The 25,650-nt window shown below is 66.9% G+C and carries 22 protein-coding genes; 13 read left to right on the top strand and 9 right to left on the bottom strand.

Annotated features, from left to right (window positions below; all coding sequences use genetic code 11):
- The 4 genes from DSD28_RS04995 (at window position 1) to DSD28_RS04980 (ending at window position 4,732) form a co-directional block, all read left to right on the top strand.
- A complete protein-coding gene (locus DSD28_RS04995) occupies window positions 1–1,509 on the top strand; it encodes a sugar ABC transporter ATP-binding protein (RefSeq protein WP_119255244.1) in 1,509 nt (502 codons plus the stop codon).
- A gap of 5 nt (window positions 1,510–1,514) precedes the next feature.
- Entirely contained in the window at window positions 1,515–2,522 is a 1,008-nt protein-coding gene (locus tag DSD28_RS04990; RefSeq protein WP_119255243.1) for an ABC transporter permease, read from the top strand.
- Between the two features lie 37 nt (window positions 2,523–2,559).
- A complete protein-coding gene (locus DSD28_RS04985; RefSeq protein ID WP_119255242.1) occupies window positions 2,560–3,507 on the top strand; it encodes a substrate-binding domain-containing protein in 948 nt (315 codons plus the stop codon).
- 313 nt (window positions 3,508–3,820) lie between these two features.
- Window positions 3,821–4,732, top strand: coding sequence for a MurR/RpiR family transcriptional regulator (locus DSD28_RS04980; RefSeq protein ID WP_119255241.1), 912 nt, complete (start codon window positions 3,821–3,823; stop codon window positions 4,730–4,732).
- 9 nt (window positions 4,733–4,741) lie between these two features.
- Here DSD28_RS04980 and iolG read toward each other — a convergent pair whose 3' ends face one another.
- Entirely contained in the window at window positions 4,742–5,743 is a 1,002-nt protein-coding gene (gene iolG, locus DSD28_RS04975) for an inositol 2-dehydrogenase (protein ID WP_119255240.1), read from the bottom strand.
- Window positions 5,744–5,842: 99 nt separating this feature from the next.
- On the opposite strand from iolG, the gene DSD28_RS04970 reads away from it, so the two are divergent.
- Both DSD28_RS04970 and iolD read left to right on the top strand, forming a co-directional pair.
- Window positions 5,843–7,033 carry a Gfo/Idh/MocA family protein gene (locus DSD28_RS04970; protein WP_119255239.1) on the top strand — a complete coding sequence of 397 codons (1,191 nt, stop codon included), beginning with the start codon at window positions 5,843–5,845 and terminating at the stop codon, window positions 7,031–7,033.
- Window positions 7,034–7,123: 90 nt separating this feature from the next.
- On the top strand, window positions 7,124–8,965 hold the full coding sequence (iolD, locus tag DSD28_RS04965) for a 3D-(3,5/4)-trihydroxycyclohexane-1,2-dione acylhydrolase (decyclizing) (RefSeq protein ID WP_119255238.1): 1,842 nt from the start codon (window positions 7,124–7,126) through the stop codon (window positions 8,963–8,965).
- Window positions 8,966–8,998: 33 nt separating this feature from the next.
- On the opposite strand, the gene DSD28_RS04960 is transcribed toward iolD, so the two are convergent.
- The 7 genes from DSD28_RS04960 to DSD28_RS04930 are packed head-to-tail and all read right to left on the bottom strand — an operon-like array spanning window position 8,999 to window position 17,073.
- Window positions 8,999–9,997 carry an ABC transporter ATP-binding protein gene (locus DSD28_RS04960; protein WP_245424750.1) on the bottom strand — a complete coding sequence of 333 codons (999 nt, stop codon included), beginning with the start codon at window positions 9,995–9,997 and terminating at the stop codon, window positions 8,999–9,001.
- On the bottom strand, window positions 9,994–10,953 hold the full coding sequence (locus tag DSD28_RS04955; protein WP_119255237.1) for an ABC transporter ATP-binding protein: 960 nt from the start codon (window positions 10,951–10,953) through the stop codon (window positions 9,994–9,996). The genes DSD28_RS04960 and DSD28_RS04955 overlap by 4 nt, the downstream gene beginning before the upstream one ends.
- Complete coding sequence (locus DSD28_RS04950; RefSeq protein ID WP_119255236.1) at window positions 10,950–11,921, bottom strand: ABC transporter permease; 972 nt, start codon at window positions 11,919–11,921, stop codon at window positions 10,950–10,952. The genes DSD28_RS04955 and DSD28_RS04950 overlap by 4 nt, the downstream gene beginning before the upstream one ends.
- On the bottom strand, window positions 11,921–12,916 hold the full coding sequence (locus tag DSD28_RS04945) for an ABC transporter permease (protein WP_281048094.1): 996 nt from the start codon (window positions 12,914–12,916) through the stop codon (window positions 11,921–11,923). The genes DSD28_RS04950 and DSD28_RS04945 overlap by 1 nt, the downstream gene beginning before the upstream one ends.
- Window positions 12,917–12,957: 41 nt before the next feature.
- On the bottom strand, window positions 12,958–14,619 hold the full coding sequence (locus DSD28_RS04940) for an ABC transporter substrate-binding protein (protein ID WP_119255234.1): 1,662 nt from the start codon (window positions 14,617–14,619) through the stop codon (window positions 12,958–12,960).
- A 14-nt stretch (window positions 14,620–14,633) separates the two neighbouring features.
- Complete coding sequence (locus DSD28_RS04935; RefSeq protein ID WP_119255233.1) at window positions 14,634–15,539, bottom strand: proline iminopeptidase-family hydrolase; 906 nt, start codon at window positions 15,537–15,539, stop codon at window positions 14,634–14,636.
- Window positions 15,540–15,567: 28 nt separating this feature from the next.
- Window positions 15,568–17,073, bottom strand: a complete 1,506-nt coding sequence (locus DSD28_RS04930) for a leucyl aminopeptidase (RefSeq protein WP_119255232.1) — start codon at window positions 17,071–17,073, stop codon at window positions 15,568–15,570.
- A 273-nt stretch (window positions 17,074–17,346) separates the two neighbouring features.
- Here DSD28_RS04930 and DSD28_RS04925 point away from each other — a divergent pair, with 273 nt between their 5' ends.
- A complete protein-coding gene (locus DSD28_RS04925; RefSeq protein WP_119255469.1) occupies window positions 17,347–18,249 on the top strand; it encodes a LysR family transcriptional regulator in 903 nt (300 codons plus the stop codon).
- 6 nt (window positions 18,250–18,255) lie between these two features.
- On the opposite strand, the gene DSD28_RS04920 is transcribed toward DSD28_RS04925, so the two are convergent.
- On the bottom strand, window positions 18,256–19,461 hold the full coding sequence (locus DSD28_RS04920) for an ROK family transcriptional regulator (RefSeq protein WP_119255468.1): 1,206 nt from the start codon (window positions 19,459–19,461) through the stop codon (window positions 18,256–18,258).
- A 141-nt stretch (window positions 19,462–19,602) separates the two neighbouring features.
- On the opposite strand from DSD28_RS04920, the gene DSD28_RS04915 reads away from it, so the two are divergent.
- From DSD28_RS04915 to DSD28_RS04890, 6 genes are all read left to right on the top strand, one after another.
- Entirely contained in the window at window positions 19,603–20,841 is a 1,239-nt protein-coding gene (locus tag DSD28_RS04915) for an extracellular solute-binding protein (protein WP_119255231.1), read from the top strand.
- Window positions 20,842–20,907: 66 nt separating this feature from the next.
- Window positions 20,908–21,792, top strand: coding sequence for a carbohydrate ABC transporter permease (locus DSD28_RS04910; protein WP_119255230.1), 885 nt, complete (start codon window positions 20,908–20,910; stop codon window positions 21,790–21,792).
- A complete protein-coding gene (locus DSD28_RS04905) occupies window positions 21,792–22,637 on the top strand; it encodes a carbohydrate ABC transporter permease (protein ID WP_119255229.1) in 846 nt (281 codons plus the stop codon). Before DSD28_RS04910 ends, DSD28_RS04905 begins: the two co-directional genes overlap by 1 nt.
- Window positions 22,634–23,656: an SIS domain-containing protein gene (locus DSD28_RS04900; RefSeq protein ID WP_432430840.1), complete on the top strand. Its 1,023-nt coding sequence runs from the start codon at window positions 22,634–22,636 to the stop codon at window positions 23,654–23,656. Before DSD28_RS04905 ends, DSD28_RS04900 begins: the two co-directional genes overlap by 4 nt.
- Window positions 23,657–24,580 (top strand): PfkB family carbohydrate kinase, encoded by a 924-nt coding sequence (locus DSD28_RS04895; protein WP_119255227.1) that lies wholly within the window; start codon window positions 23,657–23,659, stop codon window positions 24,578–24,580. It begins immediately after the preceding gene.
- The gene (locus tag DSD28_RS04890) at window positions 24,577–25,641 is read left to right on the top strand and encodes an ABC transporter ATP-binding protein (RefSeq protein WP_119255226.1); all 1,065 of its coding nucleotides are present in this window, start codon (window positions 24,577–24,579) and stop codon (window positions 25,639–25,641) included. The genes DSD28_RS04895 and DSD28_RS04890 overlap by 4 nt, the downstream gene beginning before the upstream one ends.
- The last annotated feature ends 9 nt before the right edge of the window (window positions 25,642–25,650 follow it).

The raw sequence follows: 25,650 nt of genomic DNA, 5'->3' as shown, positions 1-25,650 counted from the left end.
ATGGCGCTCCTGACCTTCCGCCAGATCGAGAAATCCTACGGCGTCGTGCCGGTCCTCAAGGGCATCGAGCTTGCCGTCGAGCCGGGCGAGGTTCTCGCCCTCGTCGGGGAGAACGGCGCCGGCAAGTCGACGCTCATGCGCATCGCGGCCGGCCTTGCCGCCCCTTCGGCCGGCACCATGCTGCTCGACGGTGCGCCCGCGCCTACGACGCTGCAGGAGGCCGAGCGCGCCGGCATCGTCATGGTGCACCAGGAATTCTGCCTCGCCCCGCACCTGACGGTGGCGGAGAACGTCTTCCTCGGCCGCGAGCTGACGCGCGGCCTCTTTACCGACCGCAAGGCGATGGAGGTGAAGGCGCGCGCGCTTCTCGCCGAACTCGGCTCAGCCGCCCCCGTCAGGGCGCGGCTTCGCGACCTGCCGGTCTCCGACTGGCAGATGATCGAGCTTGCGAAAGCCTTCGCCCGCCAGCCGAAGCTCATCCTGATGGATGAGCCGACCGCCGTCCTCTCCGCCACCGAGGCCGGCAATCTCTTTACCCGCATCCGCGCCTTCCGTAAGAGCGGCGGCTCGGTGATCTTCACCTCGCACCGCCTCGACGAGGTCAAGGCCATTGCCGACCGCGTCGCGGTGCTGCGCGACGGACAGATCGTGCGGGTGGAGAAGACGAGCGCCATTTCCGAGAACGAGATGGCCGAGGCCATGGTCGGCCGGCCGCTGGCGGAGATCTACCCGCCCCGTCGCGAGGCCACGCCGCGCAAGGCGTTCCTCAGCGTTGCCGGCCTGTCCGCGCCGGGCGCCGTCGAGGATGCCTCGCTCGATATCCGCGAGGGCGAGGTGCTCGGCATTTCCGGCCTCGTCGGCTCGGGCCGCACGGAACTCTTCGAGGCGCTGCTCGGCCTTCGTCCGGCGAAATGCCGCTCCTTCGTGCTGCGCGGCAGGGAACGCCGTCTGCCGGCGGCGCGCGAGGCCTGGGCGCTGAAGCTTGCCTATCTCACGGAAGACCGCAAGGGCAAGGGCCTGCTGCTGGCCAAGCCGCTCGACCAGAACGTCGCGCTGACAAGGGGCGCCATCGCCGGGGCCGCATGGATCGACCGGCGGGCCGAGCGGCGCGATCTGGAGGCGGCGGTCGAGCGCTACGACATCCGCGCCGGCCGTCTGGACGTGACGGCGGGCGCGCTCAGCGGCGGCAACCAGCAGAAGGTGCTGATCGCCAAGACGCTCGGTGTCGAGCCGGACCTCGTCGTCTTCGACGAACCGACGCGCGGCGTCGACATCGGCGCCAAGCAGCAGATCTACGAGATCATCGCGGGGCTCGCCGCCGAAGGCAAGGCCATCGTCGTCATCTCCTCGGAGATGCAGGAGATCGTCGGCCTTTCCGACCGGGTGCTCGTGATGCGCCGCGGGCGCATCGCCGGTGAGCTTTCGGGCGACGCCATCACCGAGAACGACATCATCCGATTTGCCATGGGCCTTGAAGAGGCAAGTCCACAGGAGGAGGCAAGCCATTGACTGACATGACCGCAACGACCGCGGGCGTCGCCGCTGCGTCGCCCGGGCGCTCCCTCGTGCGCCTTCTGGAGGCCGCCGGCCCGCTCCTCGCCCTCATCCTCTTGATGATCGTCGGCTCGCTGATGAGCGACAGCTTCCTCGGCGCGGAGAACCTTTCCAACGTCTTCACCCGCAGCGCCATCATCGGCATCATCGCGGTCGGGGCGACCTTCGTCATCACGGCGGGCGGGCTCGACCTTTCCGTCGGCTCGCTCTCGGCGCTCGTCGCGGGCATGACGATCATGTTCATGAACGCGGCCGCCGCCACGCTCGGCGACGGCTGGCTGCTCGTTGCCGCCGGCATCGCCTTCTCGCTCGCCATCGGCGCCTTCGCGGGCTTCATCAACGGTTTCATGATCGTCAAGGGCCGGGTGGAGGCCTTCATCGTCACGCTCGGTGCCATGGGCATCTTCCGCTCGGTCATCACCTGGCTTGCGGACGGCGGCTCGATCTCGCTCGACTTCTCGCTGCGCGACGCGGCCCGGCCGATCTACTACGGCCAGGTCCTCGGCATCGCCGTGCCGATCATCGTGCTCGCGGTCATCGCCGTCATCGGCGAGCTGACGCTGCGGCGCATGCGCTTCGGCCGGCATGTCGCGGCCATCGGCTCGAACCGGCACGTCGCCTTCTATTCGGCGATCCCCGTCAGCCGCGTGCGCATCCTCACCTATGTCATCCAGGGCCTCTGCGTATCCGTCGCCACGGTCATCTACGTGCCGCGCCTCGGCGCGGCCACGCCCTCGACGGGCCTCATGTGGGAGCTGGAGGCGATCGCCGCGGTCATCATCGGCGGCACGGCGCTTTCCGGCGGCTTCGGGCGCATCTGGGGCACCATCGTCGGCGTGCTGATCCTCGGCTTCATCAGCAACATCCTCAACCTCACGGGCTTCATCAGCCCCTATCTCAACGGCGCATTCCAGGGCGCGATCATCATCATCGCCGTCCTCCTGCAACGGGATCGTTCGCAGGGCTGACGCCGCCACCTTTTCACTTCAACAGGGAGACGTGTGAATGTTCAACAGACTGAAATCCTTCATCGCCGCGGGTGCGGTGGCCGTCGCGGGCCTTGCCTCGCCGGCGCTTTCCGCCGATGCCGTGATCGGCATTTCCATTCCTGCCGCCACGCATGGCTGGACGGGCGGCCTCAACTACCACACCAAGCGCACTATCGACCGGATGAAGGAAGCCTTCCCGAACATCGATTTCGTGCTGGCGACATCGTCGAGCGCCACCCAGCAGGTGAACGACATCGAGGACCTGATGGCGCGCAACATCAACGCGCTCGTCGTGCTGCCCTTCGAATCCGATCCGCTGACCGAGCCGGTCAAGGCCGCCAAGGCCAAGGGCGTCTTCATCGCCACCGTCGACCGCGGCCTTGCGGAAGAGGGCATCGAGGACCTCTATGTCGGCGGCGACAACCCGCAATACGGCAAGGCGGCGGCCGAATACTTCAAGAAGAAGTTCCCCGACGGCGGCAAGATCGTCGTGATGCGCGGCATCCCGACGGCCATCGACAATATCCGCATCGAGGCCTTCAACGAGGCGCTGAAGGGCACCAAGATCGAGGTGCTCGACATGCAGTACGCCAACTGGAACCCGGACAAGGGTTTTGAAGTCATGCAGGATTATCTCCAGCGCTTCCCGCAGATCGACGGCGTCTGGGCCGGCGACGACGACGCGGCGCTCGGCGCCATCGAGGCGATCAAGCAGGCCGATCGCAAGAATGTCGCCGTGCTCGGCGGCTCGGGCATGAACAAGGTCATCAAGCTGGTGCAGGACGGCCACGACATGGTCGATGCCGACATCTTCTACCCGCCGACCCTGATCATCCCGGCTATCGAGCTCGTCACGATGAAATATGCGACCCAGGCCCCGATCAACGGCCGCTACGTGCTCGGCAGCCCGCTGATCACCAAGGACAACGCCGCAGAATATTACTTCCCCGACGCGCCTTACTGACCGGGGTGGGGCGCTGCCCCTCATCCGGCCTGCCGGCCACCTTCTCCCCGCAAGCGGGGAGAAGGAGATGTGCCGGACCGTTTTCCCCATCAACGACCGTTGGTGGGGCAAGTCCCCTCTCCCCGCTTGCGGGGGGAGGGTTAGGGTGAGGGGCAAACGCGCATGAACGGCCGCCTTCTTCGAGCCGGTAGGCCGAAGCCACGCCCACACCGTCCGCAGACCGAACGTTGCAGACTTTGCTTTTATGCAATACTGCACATGAAACCGGCGCCGGAGCCTTCCGGCCGGCAAGAGGATATTCGGGAGTAGGCGTATGCCGAGGGTAAAGCAGTCCGACCAGCCGCCGCCGAAGACGGCGAATTACGAGACCTTCGTCAACCTCGTCACGCAAGCCTATCCGAACCTTTCCGACCGCTTCCAGCAGGTCGCCCGCTTCGTCACGCAGAATCCGAACATCGTCGCCATGCAGTCGATCAATGCGATTGCCGAACAGTGCGGCGCCCATCCCTCCATCCTCGTGCGCTTCGCGCAGCATTTCGGCTTTTCCGGCTTCAAGCAGCTCCAGTCGGTGTTCCAGAGCCGGCTTTCGACGGCGGCGCCCGGCTATCGCGAGCGCATCAGCGCGCTCGACGTCGACCTCGAGAAGACCAAGCGCAAGGGCAATCTCGGCTTCCTGCACGACCTCGTGGTGCGCGACATCGCGACCCTGCAGGAGCTTCTCAACACCACGACGGAAGAGAACCTGACGCGGACGGCCCGTACGCTGAAGAACGCCGACACGATCTTCATCGCCGGCCAGCTCCGCTCCGAGCCCATCGCCAAGTTCCTGCGCTACGTGCTCTCCATGCTGCAATGCCGCGTCATCCTGCTCGATCCAGCCGGCGGGCTCGCCTCGGAGATGGCGAAGGTCATGGGCAAGAAGGACGTGCTCGTCGCCATCGCCTTCCGGCACTATGCGAAGGAGGTGGTGACCATCGCCGATGTCGCGGCGGAGAACGGCACGCCCATCGTGGCGATCACCGACAGCCAGCTCTCGCCGCTTGCCAAGAATGCCACGGTGCTCTTCACCATCCCCGAGGACGAATATTCCTTCTCGCGCTCGCTCGCCGCGCCCATGTGCCTGACGCAGGCCATCGCCGTCGCGCTCGCCGCGCTGCTGCAGGAGGACAAGAAGGGCTCGCCCGAGATCCCGACGGTCACGGGCAAGCAGCGGCGCAAGGGCTGAGGGGACGCCTCAGCCCGTGATCTCCGCGACGTTGACGAAGCGCCCCTCGGCGCGCGAGCGGATGGCGGCCTCGGCGAGAACCAGCGCCTTCTCGCCGTCGTCGAAGGTGACGTCCGGCGTGCGGCTCTCCGCGACGCAGCGCAGGAAGGATTGCAGGCCGAGCTCGAAGGCCTCGACATAGCGCTCGATGAAGAAGTCGAGATAGGGTTCGCCCGCGCCGGTCGAGGACGCATTGAAGCGCTCGACCTGGTGAGCGCGGCGGTTGCCGGAGATCAGCATGCCCTTCGAGCCGAACAGCTCGACGCGCTGGTCGTAGCCATAGGCGGCGGCGCGGGAGTTGTTGATGTGGCAGAGCCTGCCGCTCGCCGTGCGCATGACGATCATCGTGGAATCGACGTCGTTCAGTTCCGCGAGTGTCGGATCGACCAGCGCGCTGCCGGTGGCGAAGACCTCGACCGGCTCCTCGCCCAGCATGAAGCGGGCAAGGTCGAAGTCGTGGATCGTCATGTCGCGGAAGATGCCGCCGGAGACCTTGAGATAGTCGCGCGGGGCAAGGCCGGGATCGCGCGAGGTGATGATGACCTGCTGGAGGTCGCCGATCTCGCCCGCCCGGGCGGCATCGCGGGCGGCGCGGTGGCCGGGATCAAAGCGGCGGTTGAAGCCGATCTGCACGGGGCGCGTAAAGCCGGCGATCGCCTTGCGGCAGGCGACGACGCGGGCGAGCGAGAGGTCGATGGGCTTTTCGCAGAACACCGCCTTGCCGGCTCTCGCGGAAGCCTCGATGAGGTCGGCATGGGTCGGCGTCGAGGTGGCGATCAGCACGGCGTCGGCAAGCGCGATTGCTTCCTCCGCGCTTGCGGCGACGGTGCAGCCGTGGCGGCGGCCCGTCTCCTCGGCGGCGGCGGTCACGGGGTCGTAGACCGCGGCCAGTTCCGCGCCCTCGGCGCGCACGATGGTTGCCGCATGCATCTTGCCGATGCGTCCGCAGCCGAGCAGTGCAATCCTCGTCATCGGTTCTCCTCCGTTTGCAAAATTCATTGCGTTTTTGATATTCTCTCAATATTAATTCTGCAAGCCCGTTTTCGGGCAGAGGAGACGAGGGAGGCGATCATGGCAGGAAATTCGGACAAGGCGGCGTTTCCGCAGGCGGAGCGGCGCTTGCGGCTGGGTGTCGTCGGCGGCGGGCAGGGCAGTTTCATCGGCAAGGTGCATGCACGCGGCGCGCGGCTTTCCAACCGTTGGGACGTGGTGGCGGGGGCCCTGTCGTCGCGCCCGCAGGTCGCGAAGGAATCGGGCCGCGAATGGCTGTTCGACGAGGACCGCGCCTATACCGACTACCGCGTGATGGCCGAGCGCGAGGCGGCGCGGCCGGACGGCATCGACGCCGTCGCCATCGCCACACCGAACAATTCGCACCACGCCATCGCCGTCGCCTTCATGGAAAAGGGCATCGACGTCATCAGCGACAAGCCGCTGACGACGACGCTTAACGACGCGCTCGACCTCGTCCGCCGGCAGAAGGAGACGGGCCTCGTCTTCGCCGTCACCTATGCCTATGCCTCCTCCGCCATGGTGCGGCAGGCGCGGCAGATGATCCGCGAGGGCGCGCTCGGGACGCTCAAGCAGGTCCATGTCGAATATTTCCAGGAATGGGCGCTGACGCCGCCGAAGGAGGGCGGGGCGGGCGCGCAATGGCGCGTCGATCCCGCCATCGTCGGCCCTACCTTCACGACGGGCGATATCGGCACCCATTGCCACCATCTCGGCGCCTTCGTCTGCGGCCGGCCGGTGACGTCGGTGCGGGCGGAGTTCCACACGCTCGGCCCGGAAAAGCCGCTGGAGGACACCGCCTTCATGCATGTGCGCTACGAGGGCGACATTCCCGGTACGATCATGATCTCGCAGGTGGCGCCCGGCGCCCATTGCGGCCTGCGCATCCGCGCCTTCGGCGACAAGGCGAGTCTCGAATGGAACCAGGAGGAGCCGGAAGTGCTGCATTTCCGCCGCTTCGGCGAGCCGGCCCGCCTGCTGACGCGCGGCGAGGGCGCGGGCATCGGCATCCATGCCGCCCGTTTCGTGCACATGCCGCGCGGCCATCCCGAGGCGCTGAGCGACGCCTGGGGCAACCTCTACGAGGAATTCGCCATCGCCGTCGAGGCGCGCCGGCTCGGCCGGACGCTGCCCGAGGGGCTGCTGGACTATCCGACGGTGACGGACGGCGCGCTCGGCGTTAAGTTCATCGAGGCCGCGCTGGCGTCCAGCCGGTCGGGCGACTGGGCGGATTGCCGGCTCCCGGCGTGAATTGCAACGAGTATTGCAAAATAAATTAGTATGAAATAAAAGTTTCTCGATAGGAGCCGGCGCCGGAAGGCCGGCTCAGGGAGGTTTACCATGTCCACCATCCGCCTGACCATGGCGCAAGCCCTGGTGCGTTATCTCTGCAACCAGTTCACCGAGATCGACGGCAAGCGCGAGCCGCTGTTTCCCGGCGTCTTCGCCATTTTCGGCCACGGCAACGTTACCTGCCTTTCCGAGGCGCTGGAAGCGGTGAAGGATACGCTGCCGACCTGGCGCGGCCAGAACGAGCAGTCCATGGCGCTCGCCGCCATCGGCTTCGCCAAGGCGACGCGCCGCCGCCAGATCATGGTGGCGACCAGCTCCATCGGCCCCGGCGCGCTGAACATGGTGACGGCGGCGGGCGTGGCGCATACCAACCGCCTGCCCGTGCTGCTGCTGGCCGGCGACAGCTTCGTCAATCGCCGGCCCGACCCGGTCATGCAGCAGGTCGAGCATTTCGGCAATCCGACGATCACCGTCAACGACGCCTTCAAGGCCGTGACGCGCTACTGGGATCGCATCACCCATCCCGAGCAGATCATCGCCTCGCTGCCGCAGGCCGTCGCCGTCATGCTGGACCCGGCCGATTGCGGCCCGGCCTTCATTGGCCTGCCGCAGGACGTGCAGGAGATCGCCTGGGATTATCCGGAAAGCTTCTTCGCGCCGACCGTCCATAAGGCCCCGCGCCCGCGGCCGGATCGCGGCAGCCTCGCCGAGGCCGTTCGCGTGCTGAAGGCGGCCAAGCGTCCGCTGATCATCTCCGGCGGCGGCGTGCGCTATTCCGGCGCGGAGGCGGCGCTTGCGGCCTTCGCGGAAAAGCACGGCATCCCGCTTTGCGAGACCATTGCCGGCAAGGGCACCGTCACCCATGACCATCCGGCTCATGTCGGCCCCATCGGCATCGTCGGCTCGACCTCGGCCAATGCGCTGGCCGGCGAGGCCGACGTGGTGCTGGCCGTCGGCACGCGCCTTATGGATTTCACCACCGGCTCGTGGACGGCGTTTTCGCCGGATGCCCGTTTCGTCTCGATCAACGCGGCGCGCTGGGACGCGAACAAGCACCGCGCCGTTGCCGTCGTCGGCGATGCGCTGGAGACGGTGAGCGAGCTCGAAGCCGCCATCGGCGACTACAGGGCGGATGCCGGCTGGACGGAAAAGGGCCGGCAGGAATTCGCCAAATGGAATGCCGCGCTCGACGGCTACCAGAAGCCGACCAACGCGCCGGTGCCGACCTATGCCCAGGTCGTCGGCATCGTCAATTCCAAAGCGAGGGAGCGCGACCTCCTCATCACCGCTGCCGGCGGCCTGCCGGGCGAGGTGATGAAGAACTGGCGCGTCAAGGCGCCCAACACTTTCGACTGCGAGTTCGGCTTCTCCTGCATGGGCTACGAGATCGCCGCCGGTTGGGGTGCGGCCATGGCCGACCCGACCCGCACGCCCATCGTGATGATCGGCGATGGCACCTACATGATGATGAATTCGGACATCTACTCGACCGTGCTTTCCGGCCACAAGATGATCCTCATCGTCTGCGACAACGGCGGCTATGCGGTCATCAACCGCCTGCAGAACGCCAAGGGCACGCCGGGCTTCAACAACCTGATCAAGGATTGCCGCGTCAAGGAGCCCTTCGCCGTCGACTTCGCCAAGCACGCCGAGGCGATGGGCGCGCTGACGCGCCATGTCGAGAGCCTTGCCGATCTCGGCGATGCGGTCGAATGGGCGCAGACCACGGATCGCACCACGGTCATCACCATCGTTTCCGATGCCTTCACCTGGACGCCGGGCGATGCCTGGTGGGATGTCGGCGTGCCGCAGGTGAGCGCACGGTCCGCAGTCAACGCCGCCGCCGCAGACCAGCAGGCCGGCCGCAAGAAGCAGCGCGTCGGCGTCTGACGCCGACACGGCCGCCGACGAAAGCCGGCGGCCTCAGATCGTCGGGAAGTGGCAGGCGACCTTGCGGCCGCCCTCATAGGCCGTCGGCTCGGGCCGCTCCGTGCGGCAGCGGTCCTGCGCGATCGGGCAGCGCGGGTGGAAGCGGCAGCCGGAGGGCGGGTTGAGCGGGCTCGGCACGTCGCCGGTCAGGAGAATGCGCCGGCGCGATCCGCCGGGCGTCGTCTCCACCACCGGCACGGCGGAGATCAGCGCCTGGCTGTAGGGATGGGCGGGTGCGGAGAACACCGCTTCCGCCGGGCCTTCCTCGACCACGGATCCCAGATACATCACCGCAATGCGGGTCGAGACCTGGCGCACCACGGACAGGTCGTGGGCGATGAAGATATAGGTGAGGTTCAGCTTCTCCTGCAGGTCGGCGAGCAGGTTGACGATCTGCGCCTGCACCGACACGTCGAGCGCCGAGACGGGCTCGTCCAGCACCACGAGGTCCGGATTGAGCGCGATGGCCCGCGCGATGCCGACGCGCTGGCGCTGGCCGCCGGAAAATTCGTGCGGATAGCGCGTGACATGGTCCGGCAGGAGGCCGACGATGTCGAAGAGTTCGGCGACGCGCCGGTTGATCTCGGCGGTCGAGAGCTTCGTGTGGATGCGCAGCGGCTCGGCGACGAGGTCGCCGACGCGGCGGCGCGGATTGAGCGAGGCGGACGGGTCCTGGAACACCATCTGCAGGCGGCGGCGCATCGGCCGCAACTCGTTCAGCGACCTGCCCGTGATGTCCTCGCCCTCGAAGAACAGCTTGCCGTCGGTGATGTCGTAGAGCCGCACGAGACAGCGCGCGAGCGTGGACTTGCCGCATCCCGATTCGCCGACGAGACCCAGAGTCTCGCCGCGCCGTACCGTCAGAGACACGTTGTCGACGGCATGGACGGTGCGCCGGCCTTCCGCCGAAAAGCGGCTGCCGATCGAAAAGCGCTTCATCAGCGCGCGGGTTTCGAGGATGGGGCCTTCGGTCTTGGTCATCGTGTCGCTCATGCTTGCGCCTCGCGGAGGCAGGCGGCGGCGTGGGGGCCGCTTCCAAGGGCCGGCTTTTCCGCCGTGCAGGCTTCGAAGCGCACCGGACAGCGCGGCCCGAAGGCGCAACCCTGCGGCAGGCGCAGCAGCGATGGCGGCGAGCCCGGAATGGCCGGCAGGCGATGGGGCTTGTCGCCGGTCAGCGGCGGGATCGAGCCGAGCAGCGCGCGGGTATAGGGATGGCGCGGATCGGAGAACAGCGCCGCGCGGCTGCCACGCTCCACCACCCGGCCCGCATACATGACCATCACCCGGTCGGCGAGCTCGGAGACCACGCCCATGTCGTGCGTGATGAAGACGACTGCCGAATTGTGCGTGGACCGCAGCTTGCGCACGAGGTCGAGAATGCCGGCCTGCACGGTGACGTCGAGCGCCGTCGTCGGCTCGTCCGCCACCAGCAGCGCCGGATTGCAGGACAGCGCCATGGCGATGACCGCACGTTGGCGCATGCCGCCGGAAAGCTGGTGCGGATAGCGCGACATGGCCTCGCGCGGATTGGGGAAGTTCACTTCCGCCAGCAGTTCCTCCACCTGGGCCAAGGCCTTCGCCTTGCTGATGCTCCGGTGGGCGCGGATCTGCTCGGCAATCTGCCAGCCGATCGTGTAGACGGGCGTCAGCGCCGTCATCGGATCCTGGAAGATCATGGCGATCTCGTTGCCGCGCAGGCGCCTGAGCTCGCGGGCGGGAAGCCCGATCAGCTCGCGGCCCTTGTAGCGGATCGAGCCTTCGATCGTGGCGTTGGGATCGGTGATGAGGCCCATCACCGCCAGGAGCGAGACGGTCTTGCCGGAGCCGGATTCGCCGACGACGCCGAGGATCTCGCCCTCGTCGAGGTCGAAGGAGACGCCGTCGATGGCTCGCACCAGGCCGTCTTCGGTGCGGAACGATACCCTGAGGTCGCGCACGGAGAGCATCATGACGTCCTCACACGGGGATCGAGAAGGATATAGACGAAGTCGACCACCGCATTGGCAATGACGACGAACATCGAGGCATACATCACCGTCGCCATGATCATCGGCAGGTCGAGGTTCTGCATGGCGTCATAGGTGAGCTTGCCGATGCCGTTGAGGCCGAACACCACCTCGGTCAGCAGCGCCGAGCCGCCGACGAGCGCGCCGAAATCGAGGCCGAACAGGGTGACGAAGGCGATCAGCGAGGTGCGCAGGGCATGGCGCAGCAGGATGCGCGTCTCCGACAGGCCCTTGGCCCGCGCGGTGCGGATGAAGTCCTCCTGCATGGATTCGATGATCGCGGCGCGCAGCACGCGGCCATAGATGCCGATATAGAGCACGGCGAGCGTGATCCATGGAATGACCAGCGTCAGGAACCAGCCCTTCGGGTCGCTCATCAGCGGCTTGTAGCCGAGCGGCGGTACCCAGGAGAACAGCCAGGTATCGTGATAGCGGCTCTGGGTGATGAGGTTCATCACCTCGCCGAGCCAGTAGACGGGCATGGAAATGCCGATGAGGCCGAGCGCCATCAGGAGCTTGTCCAGCCAGCTGTCGCGCGTGGCGGCCGCCACGATGCCGATGATGACGGAGATCACCACCCACAGGATCGCCGCGCCGAAGACCAGCGACAGCGTGACGGGGATGGCATCGAGCACGGCCGGCACGACCTTCCAGCCGCGGTTGACGAAGGAGGTGAGGTCGCCGGTGACGAAGATCTTCTGCATCATCAGCCCGTACTGGACATAGAGCGGGCGGTCGAAGCCGAAGGAGTGGCGCACGGCCTCCAGCACCTCGGGCGAGGCGTTGCGGCCCGCGATGCGCGCGGCGGGATCGGAGCCGGGCGTTGCGAAGAAGATCAGGAAGACGATCACGGAAATGCCGAACATGACGAACAGCATCTGACCGAAGCGGCGCAGGATGGCGTAGATCATCACGTGCGCCCCAGTTGGACCTTCGAGCGCGGGTCGAGCGCATCGCGCAGACCGTCGCCGAAGACGTTGAGGACCATGACGGACAGCGCGATGGCGATGCCCGGCGCGAGCGCCACGAGCGGGCGCGTATAGAGCAGCGCCTGTCCGTCCTGGATGATCGTGCCCCAGCTTGCCGCCGGCGGTTGCACGCCGATGGACAGGAAGGACAGCGCCGATTCCGTCAGCATGTTCAGCGCCATCATCAGCGGCACGAAGACGATGAGGGTCGTCGTGATGTTCGGCTGGATGTCGCGCAGGAGAATGCGCCAGCCGGGAACGCCGAGATTGATGGCGGCGAGCACGAATTCGCTGTTGCGCAGCGAGAGTACCTGGCCGCGGATCGGCCGGGCCACATAGGGCACGTAGACGATGCCGATGATGATGACCGGCAGCCAGAGACTGCCGGATTCGATGAGGATCGGCCCGATGGAAATGCCCTGCGCGATCGTCACGATGGAAAGCGAGATTGCGAGCAGGTAGATCGGAAACGCCCAGAGGACGTCGAGCAGGCGCGACAGCACCGTGTCGGTGAGGCCGCCGAAATAGCCGGCCGTCAGGCCCGCCGCCGTGCCGATGATCAGCGTGAAGATGGTCGCGGCCCCCGCGATCATCAGGGAATTCAGCCCGCCGTAAAGGAGGCGGGCCATGACGTCGCGGCCCTGGTTGTCCGAGCCGAGGAAGTAGTTGCCGAGTTCCCAGGTCGGGCCGATCGGCGTGTAGCCGAGCCCGAGGCCTTCCGTCGAAGGCTCCATCACCGGAACCTCCACGCCGTCGACGTGGATGACCGCGTCGAGCGTCGACGTGAACGGATCGACGCCCGCCCAGCGCGCGTAGAGCGGCGCGCTGAGACAGGCGAGGACGATGATGAGGAAGACGCTAAGGGACGCCATCGCGGCCCTGTTGCGCCTCAGCCGCGCGAAAGCGAGGGCCCATGGCCCCCGCGTCCGGCGCTGCACGGCAACGGCTTCATTCGACACGCAAACCCCTCCGCCGGGTCTTACTGTACCCAGGACTGGGTGATCATCCAGTTGAACTGGGGGTTGAACTGGAAGTTGCCGAGGCGCTTGCTGACGAAGTCGAGGCGCTTGGGCGTGAAGAGGCCGACGGCCGGCGCCTGGTCGGTGACTTCATGGTCGATCTCGGCCCAGAGCGCGTCTGCCGCGGCCTGGTCGGTCACGCCGAGGTCGAGCGCCTTCTGCATCTTGGCATCGATCGCCTCGTCGCAGAAGCCTGCAATGTTGATCGAGGCGTCCGAACCTTCGCGGAACGAGGCGCAGCCGAACAGGATGTGCAGGAAGTCGGAAGCGGCCGGATAGTCCTTGTACCACTGGGTCACCGACATCTGCACCTTGTTGTTGGTGTTCTGGATATAGGTGAACTGGATGTTGGCGGAGATCGGCTTGACGTCGGCGACATAGCCGATGCTCGTTAGGACGCTCTGCAGGTAGACGCCGATCGAACGCGAGACCGCGGTATCCTCGACGATGATCGTGACCTTCTGGCCCTTGGTGCCGGATTCCTCGACAAGCTGCTTGGCCTTTTCGAGATCGGGAGCCGACCACTTGGCGCCCGGATCCTTCGTATAGGGGCAATAGTCGACATGGCCGGGGAAGTCCGGTGGCAGGACCTGGCAGACCGGGGAGGCGAGAACCTTGCCGCCGAAGAGCTTGACCAGCGTGTTGCGGTCGATTGCGAAGGCCACCGCCTGGCGGGCCTTGATGTTGTCAAAGGGCGCAAGGCGCGTGTTGAGCGGCGCATACCACCAGGCCGAAAGCGGCGCGATGTGGAGCTGGTCCTTGTACTTGGTGCCGAGTTCGCCAAGGCGGTCGCTCGGCAGCGCGTCGAACATCCAGTCCGCCTCGCCATTCTGGATCGCCGTCACGGCGGCTTCTTCCGAAAGGCCGAAGTCGTACTGCACCACGTCCGGATAGCCGTCCGGCTGCGCTTCCTCGCTCCACTGCTTGAAGTGCGGGTTGCGCGAGACGGTCATGCCCTTGTTGGGGTCGAAGGCCGAGATCATGTAGGGGCCGGTGCTCGGGATCGGCACGGAGCCGGCATCCTCGGCGGGCGTGTCGGCCGGCAGCGTCACGGCGTGGGGAAGGGCGAGCTTGTAGAGGAATTCGGCATCCGGCTTGACGATGTTGATCGTCACGGTGCCGGCGGCCTCGTCACCCACGACGCCGCCTTCCAGCGTGCAGGTCTTCGTCTCGGCAAGGCACTTGTCCGCGCCGACGATGCCGGCATAGAAGGTGCCCGAGGTCGGGCCGGAAATCTTGAAGATACGCTGGAACGAGGCGACCACGTCCTTCACGCCGACCTCCTGGCCGGTGGAGAACTTGATGCCCTTGCGCAGCTTGAAGGTGAAGGTCTTGCCGTCGTTGGTGACCTCCGGCAGCGCTTCGGCGAGGTCCGGGACGATGGTGAAGCCGTCCGTGCCCTCGGCCTTGCGGAAGGCGACGAGGCCGTCATAGATCGGCTGATACATCTGCCAGCCCTGGTCGGTGTAGTTGATATGCGGGTCGAGCGTGCCGGCCGCCGAGCGGGCGAGAAGGCGCATCGTGCCGCCGCGGTGGTCCTGCTGGTATTCGGCTTGCGCCGGAGCCAGCCATCCGCCGGCCAGGAGCGCGACGGTCGAGGCCGTCAAAAGCAGTTTCTTCATGTCTGTCCCCTTTTCTATCGATCGTGCTGATTGAGGAAGTCCCCGACCACCCGCATGCAGTTTTCCTGTTCCTCGACATGCGGCATGTGGCTGGAATGCTCGAATATTTCCCAGCGCGCGCCTTTGATGCCGTCCTTGAAGGGCTGCACCGTGGCGGGCGTGGCTTCGTCGTAGCGCCCGGAAATGATGAGCGTCGGCACGTCGACGGCCGGAAGGCGGTCGATGACGCTCCAGGTCTTCAGCGTGCCGATGACGTGGAATTCGTTCGGCCCGTTCATCAGCGTGTAGACGGTGGGATTGCGCGCCGCCTGCTCGAAGCTCGCCGTCACCTCCGGCGGGAAGGGCACGACGCGGCAGACATGCCGCTCGTAGAAGACGTTCGTCGCCTGCTGGTAATCCGCATGGTCCGTCGTGCCGGCCGTCTCGTGCCGCGTCAGCGTGTCCTGCACGTCCTGCGGCAGGTCGGCGCGCAGCCGGTTGGCTTCCTCGACCCAGAGCTTCATGGAGGCGGGCGAATTGGCGATGGTCAGGGAGACGAGGCCTTCGGGCTGCAGCACGGCATATTCGGCGCCCAGCATGCCGCCCCAGCTCTGGCCGAGCACATGGAAGCCGCCTCGGATGCCGAGATGGTCGACGAGGCTTTCCAGCTCGTCGATGAAGAGCTGCGGCGTCCAGAAGTCCGCGCCCTTTTCCGGCAGCAGGGTGGAGTTGCCGCAGCCAAGCTGATCGTAATGGATGACCGTCCGGCCGTCGCGGGCCAGCAGCTTGTAGGCGTCGACATAATTGTGCGCGACGCCCGGTCCGCCATGCAAGATGACCACCGGCAGCTTGCCGCTGCGAAGGTCGCCGCTGACGCGGTACCAGGTCTCGTAGCCCCGGAACGGTGCCCGCCCTTCCGTGCTGTTGATCCGATCCGACATGTTTCCCTCTCCCAAGGCCGAAGTCGCGTCAAGCGCTCTTTCTATTCATCTGCACCCATTCCTCCAGCATCTGAACGCCGAAGGCCGTGGCGCCTTCCCGGCCGAGCGGGCGATCCTCGCCAGCCAGCTCCTTGCCGGCGATGTCGAGATGCACCCAGGGACGGTCTTCCGTGAAATGGCGGAGGAAGGCGGCGGCATAGGGCGCATCGCCGTCCTCCATGTCCTTGGCATGGTGGCGCAGGTCCGCCAGTGGCGATTTCAACCCTTCGTCATAGGCGCGGTCAAGCGGCAGCTGCCAGAAGCGCTCGCCGACCGTCTCGCCGGCCGCGATCATCTGCGCGGCGATCGCGTCGTCCGTACTGAAGAGGCCGGCGAAGATCGAGCCGAGGCCGCGCATCACGGAATAGGTGAGCGTCGCAAGATCGACGATGGCGGAGGGTTCGAAGCGTGTCGCCGTATAGTAGAGGCAATCGGCAAGGATGAGGCGGCCTTCCGCGTCGGTATCGAAGACCTCGACGGTCTGGCCCGACCCGGTGGTGATGATCTCGCGGGGCTTCAGCGCCGTGCCGGAGGGCAGGTTCTCGGCAATGCCGAGAACGCCGACGGCATGAACCGGGCTCTTCTGCCGGGCGAGCGACAGGAGGAGACCGACGACGGCGGCAGCGCCGGCCATGTCGGCCTTCATGTCGAACATCTGCTCGCCGCCCTTGATGCACAGGCCCCCGGAATCGAAGCAGACGCCCTTGCCGACGAAGGCGAGCGGCTGCTCGCCCGATCCTTCGCCGCGATAGCGCAGCACGGCGATCTTCGGCGCGCGCACCGAGCCCGCGCCGACCGCGAGGATCGCGTTCATGCCGAGCTCCTTCAGGTGGCCGGCGTCCAGCACCTCGACCTCGATGCCGGCTGCGCGCAGCGGCTCGAGATGGCTCGGGAAACTCTCAGGATGAAGGTGGTTGGGCGGCAGGTTGACCAGTGTGCGGGCATATTCGACACCCTCAGCGACGGCATTGGTGCGGGTAAGTGCAGCCTCCAGTGCATTCTTGTCCGCGCCGACCAGTTGCAGGCGCCAGACCTTGTCGGCGGCGGCGACGGGCCGCTTGTTGCGCAGGTCGAAACGGTAGCGTCGCAGCCTGAGGCCGAGCGCCACGCGCGCCAGGATTTCTGCGCCGGAAAGCGAGACGCCGGCAATGGGATCGAGAACGAGGGTCGCCTCGTCCTCGCCCTTGTCCTCCAGATGGGCGGCAAGGCTGCCGCCGGCCTTGGCCAGCGAAAGCGCGCTGACGGTCTCGGCCTTGCCGAGCGACAGGACGATCAGGCGGCGGGCCGCAACGCCCTGCGGCGGAACGAGATCGATGCAGGTGCCGGCTTCGGCCGCGGTGGAACAGGCGCGCGAGAGAATGCCGCCGGCGGCCTCGTCGAGCGCCGCGGCGCGCGGGCCGAGGGCTTGCCCGTCGGCCTTCAGGATCACGATGACGGAGGCATTGGCAGCGATGGCGTCAGCCGCTTCGAAGACCGGGACGGGCGATTGGGGCATAGGCCTGCTTCCTGTTACGGCAACGCGGAGGCTGGCTGCGAGGCCCGTCCCATTTCCCGGAAGGCGGCACCGGGCGCCTGTCCGCAAGAGATGGCCGTGCCGAAACCAACCATCAGCGGTGGCAAGATGGGAGCCATGGGCGGAATAACCGTTTTCCCGTGGCGACTTAGGGGCTCGGTCCAAATCGGTACCGCCGAAGGGGACGGCCATTCAAGCGTCAATTTCGTCCATATCGATTGACAAAAACTCAAGTGATAATCCATGGTCGCCGCCATGGTTCTACCTTCCCTCAACGGCATGCGCGCTTTCGAAGCCGCCGCGCGTCTCGGCAGCATCAAGGACGCGGCGGAAGAGCTGCACCTGACGCCTTCGGCGGTCAGCCGGCATATCCGCACGCTCGAGAAGACGCTCGGCCAGGAGCTGTTCGAGCGCGGTTTCCGGCAGGTGACGCCGACGATGCGCGGCTCCTATTATGCCCGCACGCTTTCGGAAGCCTTCGAGACGATCTGGCGCGCGACGGAGGATGTCAGCCTGCGCGAGGGGCCGCGCAGCCAGAAGGCGCAGCGCGTCAAGCTGATGTGCGAGCCGACCTTCCTCAACCTGTGGCTTGCCGACCGCCTGCCGGACTTCCGCCGCCTGCATCCGAATGTCGACCTCGAAATCTCCACCTCGGGCAAGCGCACCAATGTCGACCTCGCGATCGTCGACGAATTCGTCTACAAGGCCGGACCTGCGCTGACGATGATGATCCCGCTGCTGCTGACGCCGGTCTGCGCGCCGTCGCTGCTGGAGGGGCCGGTGCCGCTGCGCTCGCCGGCCGATCTCTTCCACCATCACCTCATTCACGAATGCGAGACGACACGCTGGAAGCAGTGGCTGGAGCAGGAGGGCATTTCCGAAGGTGCCGTGCCGGCCGGCTCGACGTTGCACGACTGTACCCTGATCATGCGCGAGGCCATGAACGGCGCGGGCATCGCGCTTGCGGACACGATCATGGCGGAGGATCTCCTGCGGCAGGGCAAGCTCGTCGCGCCCTTCGCCGCCCGCCATGCCTATCCGGCGGGCTATTATCTCCAGCAGCGCCGCAGCATCGGCAACAAGGCGGGGACCAGCGTCTTCCAGGACTGGCTGCTGGCGGAGGTCGCCGGGCACAAGCGGGCGATGAACATCGCCTAAGGCTTCTCAGGAGGCTTCCTTCAGGATCGCCGCGAAAAGCGGATCGAAGGTCCGGCGGATCGGCTCGGCGGCAGCGCCGAGCGCGACGGCCCAGGGATCCATCGTGCCGAGCTGGAGGCGGGGCAGGGCCCGGCCCGGCCGCTCGGCATTGGAAGGCAGCAGGGGAAAGATCGCCTCGAACAGTCGAAGCGCCAGCGGCTGCGGCGCGCTGCCGGTGAGGATGACGGTCTGCGGATCGAAAAGGGTCTCGACCATGTGCACCGCCTGGCGGAAATCCGCCGCCGCCCCGGCGAGCCAGGCGCGGATGCGCGGATCGTCTTGCGCCGCCAGCCGCTCGACCGCGTCATAGGCGTCGGTCGTCGCGGAATCGAGGCCGAGGCTCTGGAAGAGCGAGGCGAGCGAGGCGCGGTGCTCGAGCGGCTGCACGCTGCCGCCGCGGGAAAACAGCACCATGCCCAGCTCGCCGGCATTGCGGTTGCTGCCGCTGTAGAGTTCGCCGCCGAGGATGAGGCCGGCGCCGATGCCGTAGCCGAGATAGAGGCAGACCACATGGTCGAGGCCGTCGGCCGCCCCGCCCATCCGCTCGGCGGTGGCGCAGGCGGAGGCGTCGTTCTGCAGGCTGGTTTCGAGCCCCGTGCCGGCGGCGAGCGTTTCAAGGAGCGGGAAGGTCTGCCACTTGCCCATCATCCAGCGGTCGTCGTCCGGCGGCTCCAGGCCGAAGGGGCCGGGCATGGCGACGCCGAGGCCGGTGAGGCGGTGGATTGAGGCGGGAATGCGCGCGGCAAGCTCGCCCCGCACCGTGTCGACGAGGTCGAGGATCACGCGGCTGCCGCCGGCAGGATCGCCGGGCGGCAGGTTGGCCACCGCGCGGGCACTTTCCCGCCCGAGAAGATCGACTGCGACGACCCGGGCAAGCTCCCGGTCGATCTGTACGCCGAGGGCGAAGGCGCCTTCGGGAACGAGGCCGTAGGGCGTCGAGGGCTGCCCGCGCGCCCCGCGCACCACGGCCTGCGAGGCGACGAGCCCATCGGCCTCCAGGCTTTCGATAAGGTTGGACACCGTCTGTTTGGTCAGGCGCGTGGCGCGGGCGAGGTCGGCGCGCGACAGCGGGCCGTTGAGGCGGATGGCTTCGATGAGGACGCGCCGGTTGTGGGCGCTCGTACCTTCCTGGTTGGTGCCGCTCTTGGCGCGGATCTTCCTGAGTTCGTTCATCGGCATCCCCTCTTGACACCATTTGAAGAATACAGAACACTTAAGTCAATAGTTTTGACTTAATAAGGAACCGAAGCGTTCCGGGAACAGGGCAGGGCGCCGCGGGCGCCTTGCTTACAACCAAGCAAACTGGAGGACGGCATGTTGAAATCGATTACGAAGACCCTTCTCGGCGCGGCATTCATCGTGGGCGCAGCGGCCCCGCACGCCTTTGCCGAAACCACGCTCAACGCGCTCTTCATGGCGCAGGCCGCCTATAGCGAGGCGGATGTGCGCGCCATGACGGATGCCTTCACCAAGGCGAACCCGGATATCAAGGTGAACCTGGAATTCGTGCCCTACGAGGGCCTGCACGACAAGACCGTGCTGGCGCAGGGCTCCGGCGGCGGCTATGACGTCGTGCTCTTCGACGTGATCTGGCCGGCCGAATATGCCACGAACAACGTGCTGGCCGACGTCACCCCGCGCATCACCGACGACATGAAGAAGGGCGTGCTGCCCGGCGCCTGGACCACCGTCGACTATGACGGCAAGTCCTACGGCATGCCCTGGATCCTCGACACCAAGTACCTGTTCTACAACAAGGAGATCCTTGAAAAGGCCGGCATCAAGGCGCCGCCGAAGACCTGGGCCGAACTGAACGAGCAGGCCAAGACCATCAAGGACAAGGGCATTCTCGCCACGCCGATCGCCTGGAGCTGGTCGCAGGCGGAAGCGGCGATCTGCGACTACACCACCCTCGTCAGCGCCTATGGCGGCGCATTCCTGAAGGATGGCAAGCCGGCCTTCACCGAAGGCGGCGGGCTCGACGCGCTGAAATACATGGTCGACAGCTACACGTCGGGCGTTACCAACCCGAACTCGAAGGAATTCCTCGAGGAGGACGTGCGCAACGTCTTCCAGAACGGCGAGGCGGCCTTCGCGCTCAACTGGACCTACATGTACAACATGGCCAATGCCGGCAAGGACAGCAAGGTTGCCGGCAAGGTCGGCGTTGTGCCGGCGCCGGGCGTGGAAGGCAAGAGCGAGGTTTCGGCCGTCAACGGCTCGATGGGCCTCGGCATCACCTCCACGAGCAAGCACCAGGACGAAGCCTGGAAATACATCGTCCACATGACCTCGCAGGAAACGCAGAACGCCTATGCGAAGCTGAGCCTGCCGATCTGGGCCTCCTCCTATGACGATCCGGCCGTCACCGCCGGCCAGGAGGAGATGATCGCGGCCGCCAAGCTCAGCCTTGCCGCCATGTATCCGCGCCCGACCACACCGAAGTATCAGGAACTGTCGACGGCGCTGCAGCAGGCCATCCAGGAAGCCCTGCTCGGCCAGGCGACGCCCGAGGACGCGCTGAAGTCCGCTGCGGAAAACAGCGGCCTTTGATGGAATACCTCGCGGGCGGCCCCGGCCGCCCGCGCACGCTCTGATCGAAATGGACGAGAGGACGCTATGTCCAGCACCTGGATGACGACCCGGGCATGGCTTCTCATGCTGCCGCTTCTGGCGATCATGCTGGCCGTCATCGGCTGGCCGATGGTCGACACGGTGCGGCTCTCCTTCACCGATGCCAAGCTGGTGGGCCTCGGCGGCAGTTTCGTCGGCTTCGACAACTACGCGAAGATGCTGACGAGCAGCAATTTCCTTCGGGCGCTTTCCGCGACCACATGGTTCGCCGTCGTCTCGGTGACGGCGGAAATGGTGCTCGGCGTGCTCGCCGCCCTGCTTCTCAACCAGCAATTCTACGGCCGCACGGTGCTGCGCGCCCTGCTCATCCTGCCCTGGGCGCTGCCGACGGTCGTCAACGCGACGCTCTGGCGGCTGATCTACAATCCGGAATACGGCGCGCTGAACGCCGCGCTGACGCAGGTCGGCATCCTCGATGCCTACCGGTCCTGGCTCGGTGAGCCCGCCACCGCGATGACGGCGCTGATTCTTGCCGACTGCTGGAAGAACTTCCCGCTGGTCGCCCTCATCGCGCTCGCCGCGCTGCAGGCGGTGCCGCGCGACATCACCTCCGCCTCGCTGGTCGACGGCGCCGGGCCCTTCGCCCGTTTCCGCTTCGTCATCCTGCCCTATCTTGCCGGGCCGCTGATGGTGGCGCTGGTGCTGCGCACCATCGAGGCCTTCAAGGTGTTCGACATCATCTGGGTCATGACGCGCGGCGGGCCGGCCAACTCCACGCGCACCCTGTCGATCCTCGTCTACCAGGAGGCCTTCTCCTTCCAGCGCGCCGGCTCCGGGGCCTCGCTCGCCCTTGTCGTCACGCTGATCGTGACGGTGCTGGCGATCGGCTACGGCATGCTGGTGCGCCGCGCCGCCGGGAGTGCCGCCTGATGGAACGCCGCAGCCTCCTCGCCTCGATCCTCATTCATGGTGCCGCGCTTCTCCTGGCGGCCGTCATCCTCGCGCCGATCCTGTGGCTCTTCGTCATGAGCATTTCGCCGGCCGCCGACCTGATGGCGCGGCCGCTGCGCTGGTGGCCGGGCACGGTGGATTTCTCGCGCTACGCCAACCTCCTGTCGACCGTGCCGAACAGCGCCGGCGCTTCCTTCGTCGCCTCGCTCGTCAACAGCATCCTCGTTGCCGGCATGGCGACGATCGCCGCCATCGCGCTCGCCATTCCGGCCGGCTGGGCCGTGTCGCGCACGCCGTCCGTCGGCTGGTCGCTGTCGCTCGTCATCGCCACCTATATGCTGCCGCCGGTCGCGCTCGCCGTGCCGCTCTACATGGCGCTCGCCGCGCTCGGGCTGCTCAATTCCGTCTTCGGCCTCGCGCTCGTCTATCTCAGTATCCTCGCGCCCTTCACCACCTGGCTGATGAAATCCGGCTTCGACGGGATCCCGCGCGAGATCGAGCAGGCGGCGATGATGGACGGGGCGAGCCTCTTTGCCACCCTGCGCATCGTCACCCTGCCGCTCGCCATGCCCATCGTCGCGACGTCGGCGCTCTTCGCCTTCCTGCTCGGTTGGGATGAGTTCTTCTATGCGCTGCTCTTTACCTCCGACCAGCGCGCACGCACGCTGACGGTCGCCATTGCCGACCTCGCGGGCGGGCGCGTCTCCGACTACGGGCTGATCGCGACCGCCGGCGTGCTTGCCGCGCTGCCCCCGGTGCTGGTCGGCCTTCTCATGCAACGGGCCCTGATTTCCGGCCTCACCAGCGGCGGTGTGAAAGGATGACGATGACGACGAATGCGACACGGCCGGAAGGGCTCCGGGCCATCGACCGGGAAATGGCGCGCCAGCACGCGGATGCGCTGGCCTCCTTCCACGCCAACGGCGCCATGGCGGCACGGGCCGCCGAAAGCCTCAAGCGGACCGGCAGGCTCCTTCTTCTCGGCATGGGCGGCTCGCATGCCGTCGGCCGCGCGGTCGAGCCGCTTTACCGTCGCCTCGGCATCGACGCCATTGCGCTGCCGCTCTCCGAACAGCTCTGCGCGCCGCTCGTTCTCGACGGTCGAACCGTCTTCATCACCTCGCAGTCGGGCGAGAGCGCCGAGGTCCTGCGCTGGTTCGGCGAGACGGGCGGCAATGCGGAAACCTTCGGCTTCACGCTGGAGGGGGGCTCCTTCCTCGCCCGCACCGCGCCCTGCCTTGTCGGCGCGGGCGGCACGGAGCAGGCCTTCGCCGCCACACGCAGCCTGATGGTGAGCTTCGCGCTGCATCTTGCCATCCTCGGCGCGCTCGGCGAGGAGACGGGGCCGGCCATCGCCGCACTGGAAAACCCCGAGGAGCCCGCCATCGAGGAGGCGCTTGCAGCCCTTTCGGGCGCTCGCTCCGTCGTGACGTCGGGCCGGCATCTGCAGGGCCTTGCCGAAGCCATCGCGCTCGGCTTTACGGAGCTGTCGCGGGTGCCGTGCTTCTCGCTGGAAGGCGGCCAGTTGCGGCATGGGCCGATGGAGATGCTGTCGCCGGAAATGGGCGTCGTGCTCTTCCGCGGCAACGATGCGACCGCCGACCTGGTGACGGCCATGGCGGTCTCCGTGGCCGAGGCCGGCGCCAAGCTCGTCGTCTTCGACGCTTCCGGCCATCCGCCGGTAGCTGGGGCCGCGACGATTGCCTTCCCGCCCTCGGCGGGACTTGCCGCCGTCTTCTCCATGCTGCCGACGGCGCAGCGCCTGATGATCGCCTTTGCCGCCGCGCGTGTCGCCGATGCCGGAACGCCGGTGCGCTCCAGCAAGATTACCCGGAGTGAATGAGTGAGACCGCTTGCCGTCGTCGGAAACGTCAATGTCGACCTGATCATGGGGCCGGCCGCGCCCTGGCCGCAGCCGGGCACGGAGATCATCGTCGATCATGACGAGCTGCGTGTCGGCGGCTCCGCCGGCAATGCGGCGCTTGCCTGGATGGCGCTCGGCACGCCCTTCGAGATCGCGGCCAGCATCGGCAGCGACCGCTTCGGCGCCTGGCTTGCGGAAGGCTTCGGCGAGCGGGCGCGGAACTGGCCGGTGCATGGCGACAGCACGACGCTTTCCGTCGGCATCACACACCCGGACGGCGAGCGCACCTTCTTCACGACGCGGGGGCACCTGCCGCTCTTTAGCCTGGAGGATGTCTTCGCGGTGCTCGACGGTTCGCGCCTTGCCGGTGGCATCGCGCTTCTGTGCGGCTCCTTCCTCACCGACCGGCTGGTGGAGGACTACGGCCGCTTCTTCGACTGGGCGGATCGCCACGGCATCGCCGTCGCGCTCGATACCGGCTGGCCGCTGCACGGCTGGACGGAAAGCAACCGGGCGGCGGCGAAAGGCTGGCTGTCGCGCTGCCGCATCGCCCTCTTCAACGAGGTGGAGACGACAAGCCTTGCCGGCGTCGCCGACCCGGCGGAGGCCGGCCGTATCCTGCAGCGGGGCATGCCGAAGGATGCCGTCGTCGTCGTGAAATGCGGGCCCAAGGGCGCCATCGCCGTCGATGCGGATGGCGGGCTCTTGCGGGCCGAGGCCCCGCGGGTTGCGGTGGTCGACACGATCGGCGCCGGCGACGTCTTCAATGCGGCGTTCCTTGCCGCCTATGCCGGGGGCAGGGGGCTGGAAGCGAGCCTTGCCGCCGGCACGACCGTCGCCTCCACGGCGATTTCCACCCATCCGAGGCGGTATGTCCCGACCGCCGAGAAAGGACCGGCATGAGCACGCTGACCATCGAGGCCATCCGCAAGAACTACGGCGCCGTCGAGACGCTGAAGGGCATCGACATCGCGCTGGAAAGCGGCGAGTTCCTCGTGCTGCTCGGCGCGTCGGGCTGCGGCAAGTCCACGCTGCTCAACATCATCGCCGGCCTCGCCGAGCCGACGAGCGGCGATATCCGCATCGACGGGCGCTCCATCGTCGGCATGCATCCGAAGGACCGGGACATCGCCATGGTGTTCCAGTCCTATGCGCTCTATCCCAACCTCACGGTGCACCGGAACATCGGCTTTGGCCTCGAAATGCGCAAGGTGGCCAAGGCCGAGCGCGACCGCGCGGTGGAGGAGACGGCAAGGCTCCTCCAGATCGAAAATCTTCTCGAGCGCAAGCCCGGCCAGCTTTCGGGCGGCCAGCGCCAGCGCGTTGCCATCGGCCGGGCGCTGGTGCGCAACCCGAAGATCTTCCTCTTCGACGAACCGCTCTCCAACCTCGATGCCAAGCTGCGCATGGAGATGCGCACGGAGCTGAAGCGCCTGCACCAGATGACGAGGACGACCGTCGTCTACGTCACCCACGACCAGATCGAGGCAATGACGCTGGCGACGCGCATCGCCGTGATGCGGAACGGCCGCATCGAACAGCTCGACACGCCGGAAGCGATCTACGATCGGCCGGCGACGCTCTATGTCGCGACCTTCGTCGGCGCGCCGCCGATGAACCTCCTTGCCGCCACCGCCGGGCCGGACGGGGTGAAGGTCGATGGGACGGATATCGTGCTTGCGGTTCCGGGGCTGGAAAAGCTTGCGCCGGGGCGCAAGCTGGTGCTCGGCCTGCGGCCCGAGGCCGTCAGGACCGGCGGCGAGGGGCTGCGCCTTGCCGCGCGCTGCGAGGTCGCCGAACTGACCGGGCCGGAGCGCATCGTCACCGTCACGGTCGGCGGCCAGGGCCTCGTCGCGGCGCTCCCCGCCTCGGCCCGTATCGAGGCCGGCGAGGATGTGTTCCTCACCGTCGATCCTGCCGCCCTCCACGTCTTCGACGCGGAAACGGAGCAGCGGCTCAACTGAGCCGCCGCG

This window comes from Shinella zoogloeoides (assembly GCF_003574625.1).
Taxonomy (GTDB): domain Bacteria; phylum Pseudomonadota; class Alphaproteobacteria; order Rhizobiales; family Rhizobiaceae; genus Shinella; species Shinella zoogloeoides_A.
This window is presented reverse-complemented; position numbering and strand designations above follow the sequence as displayed.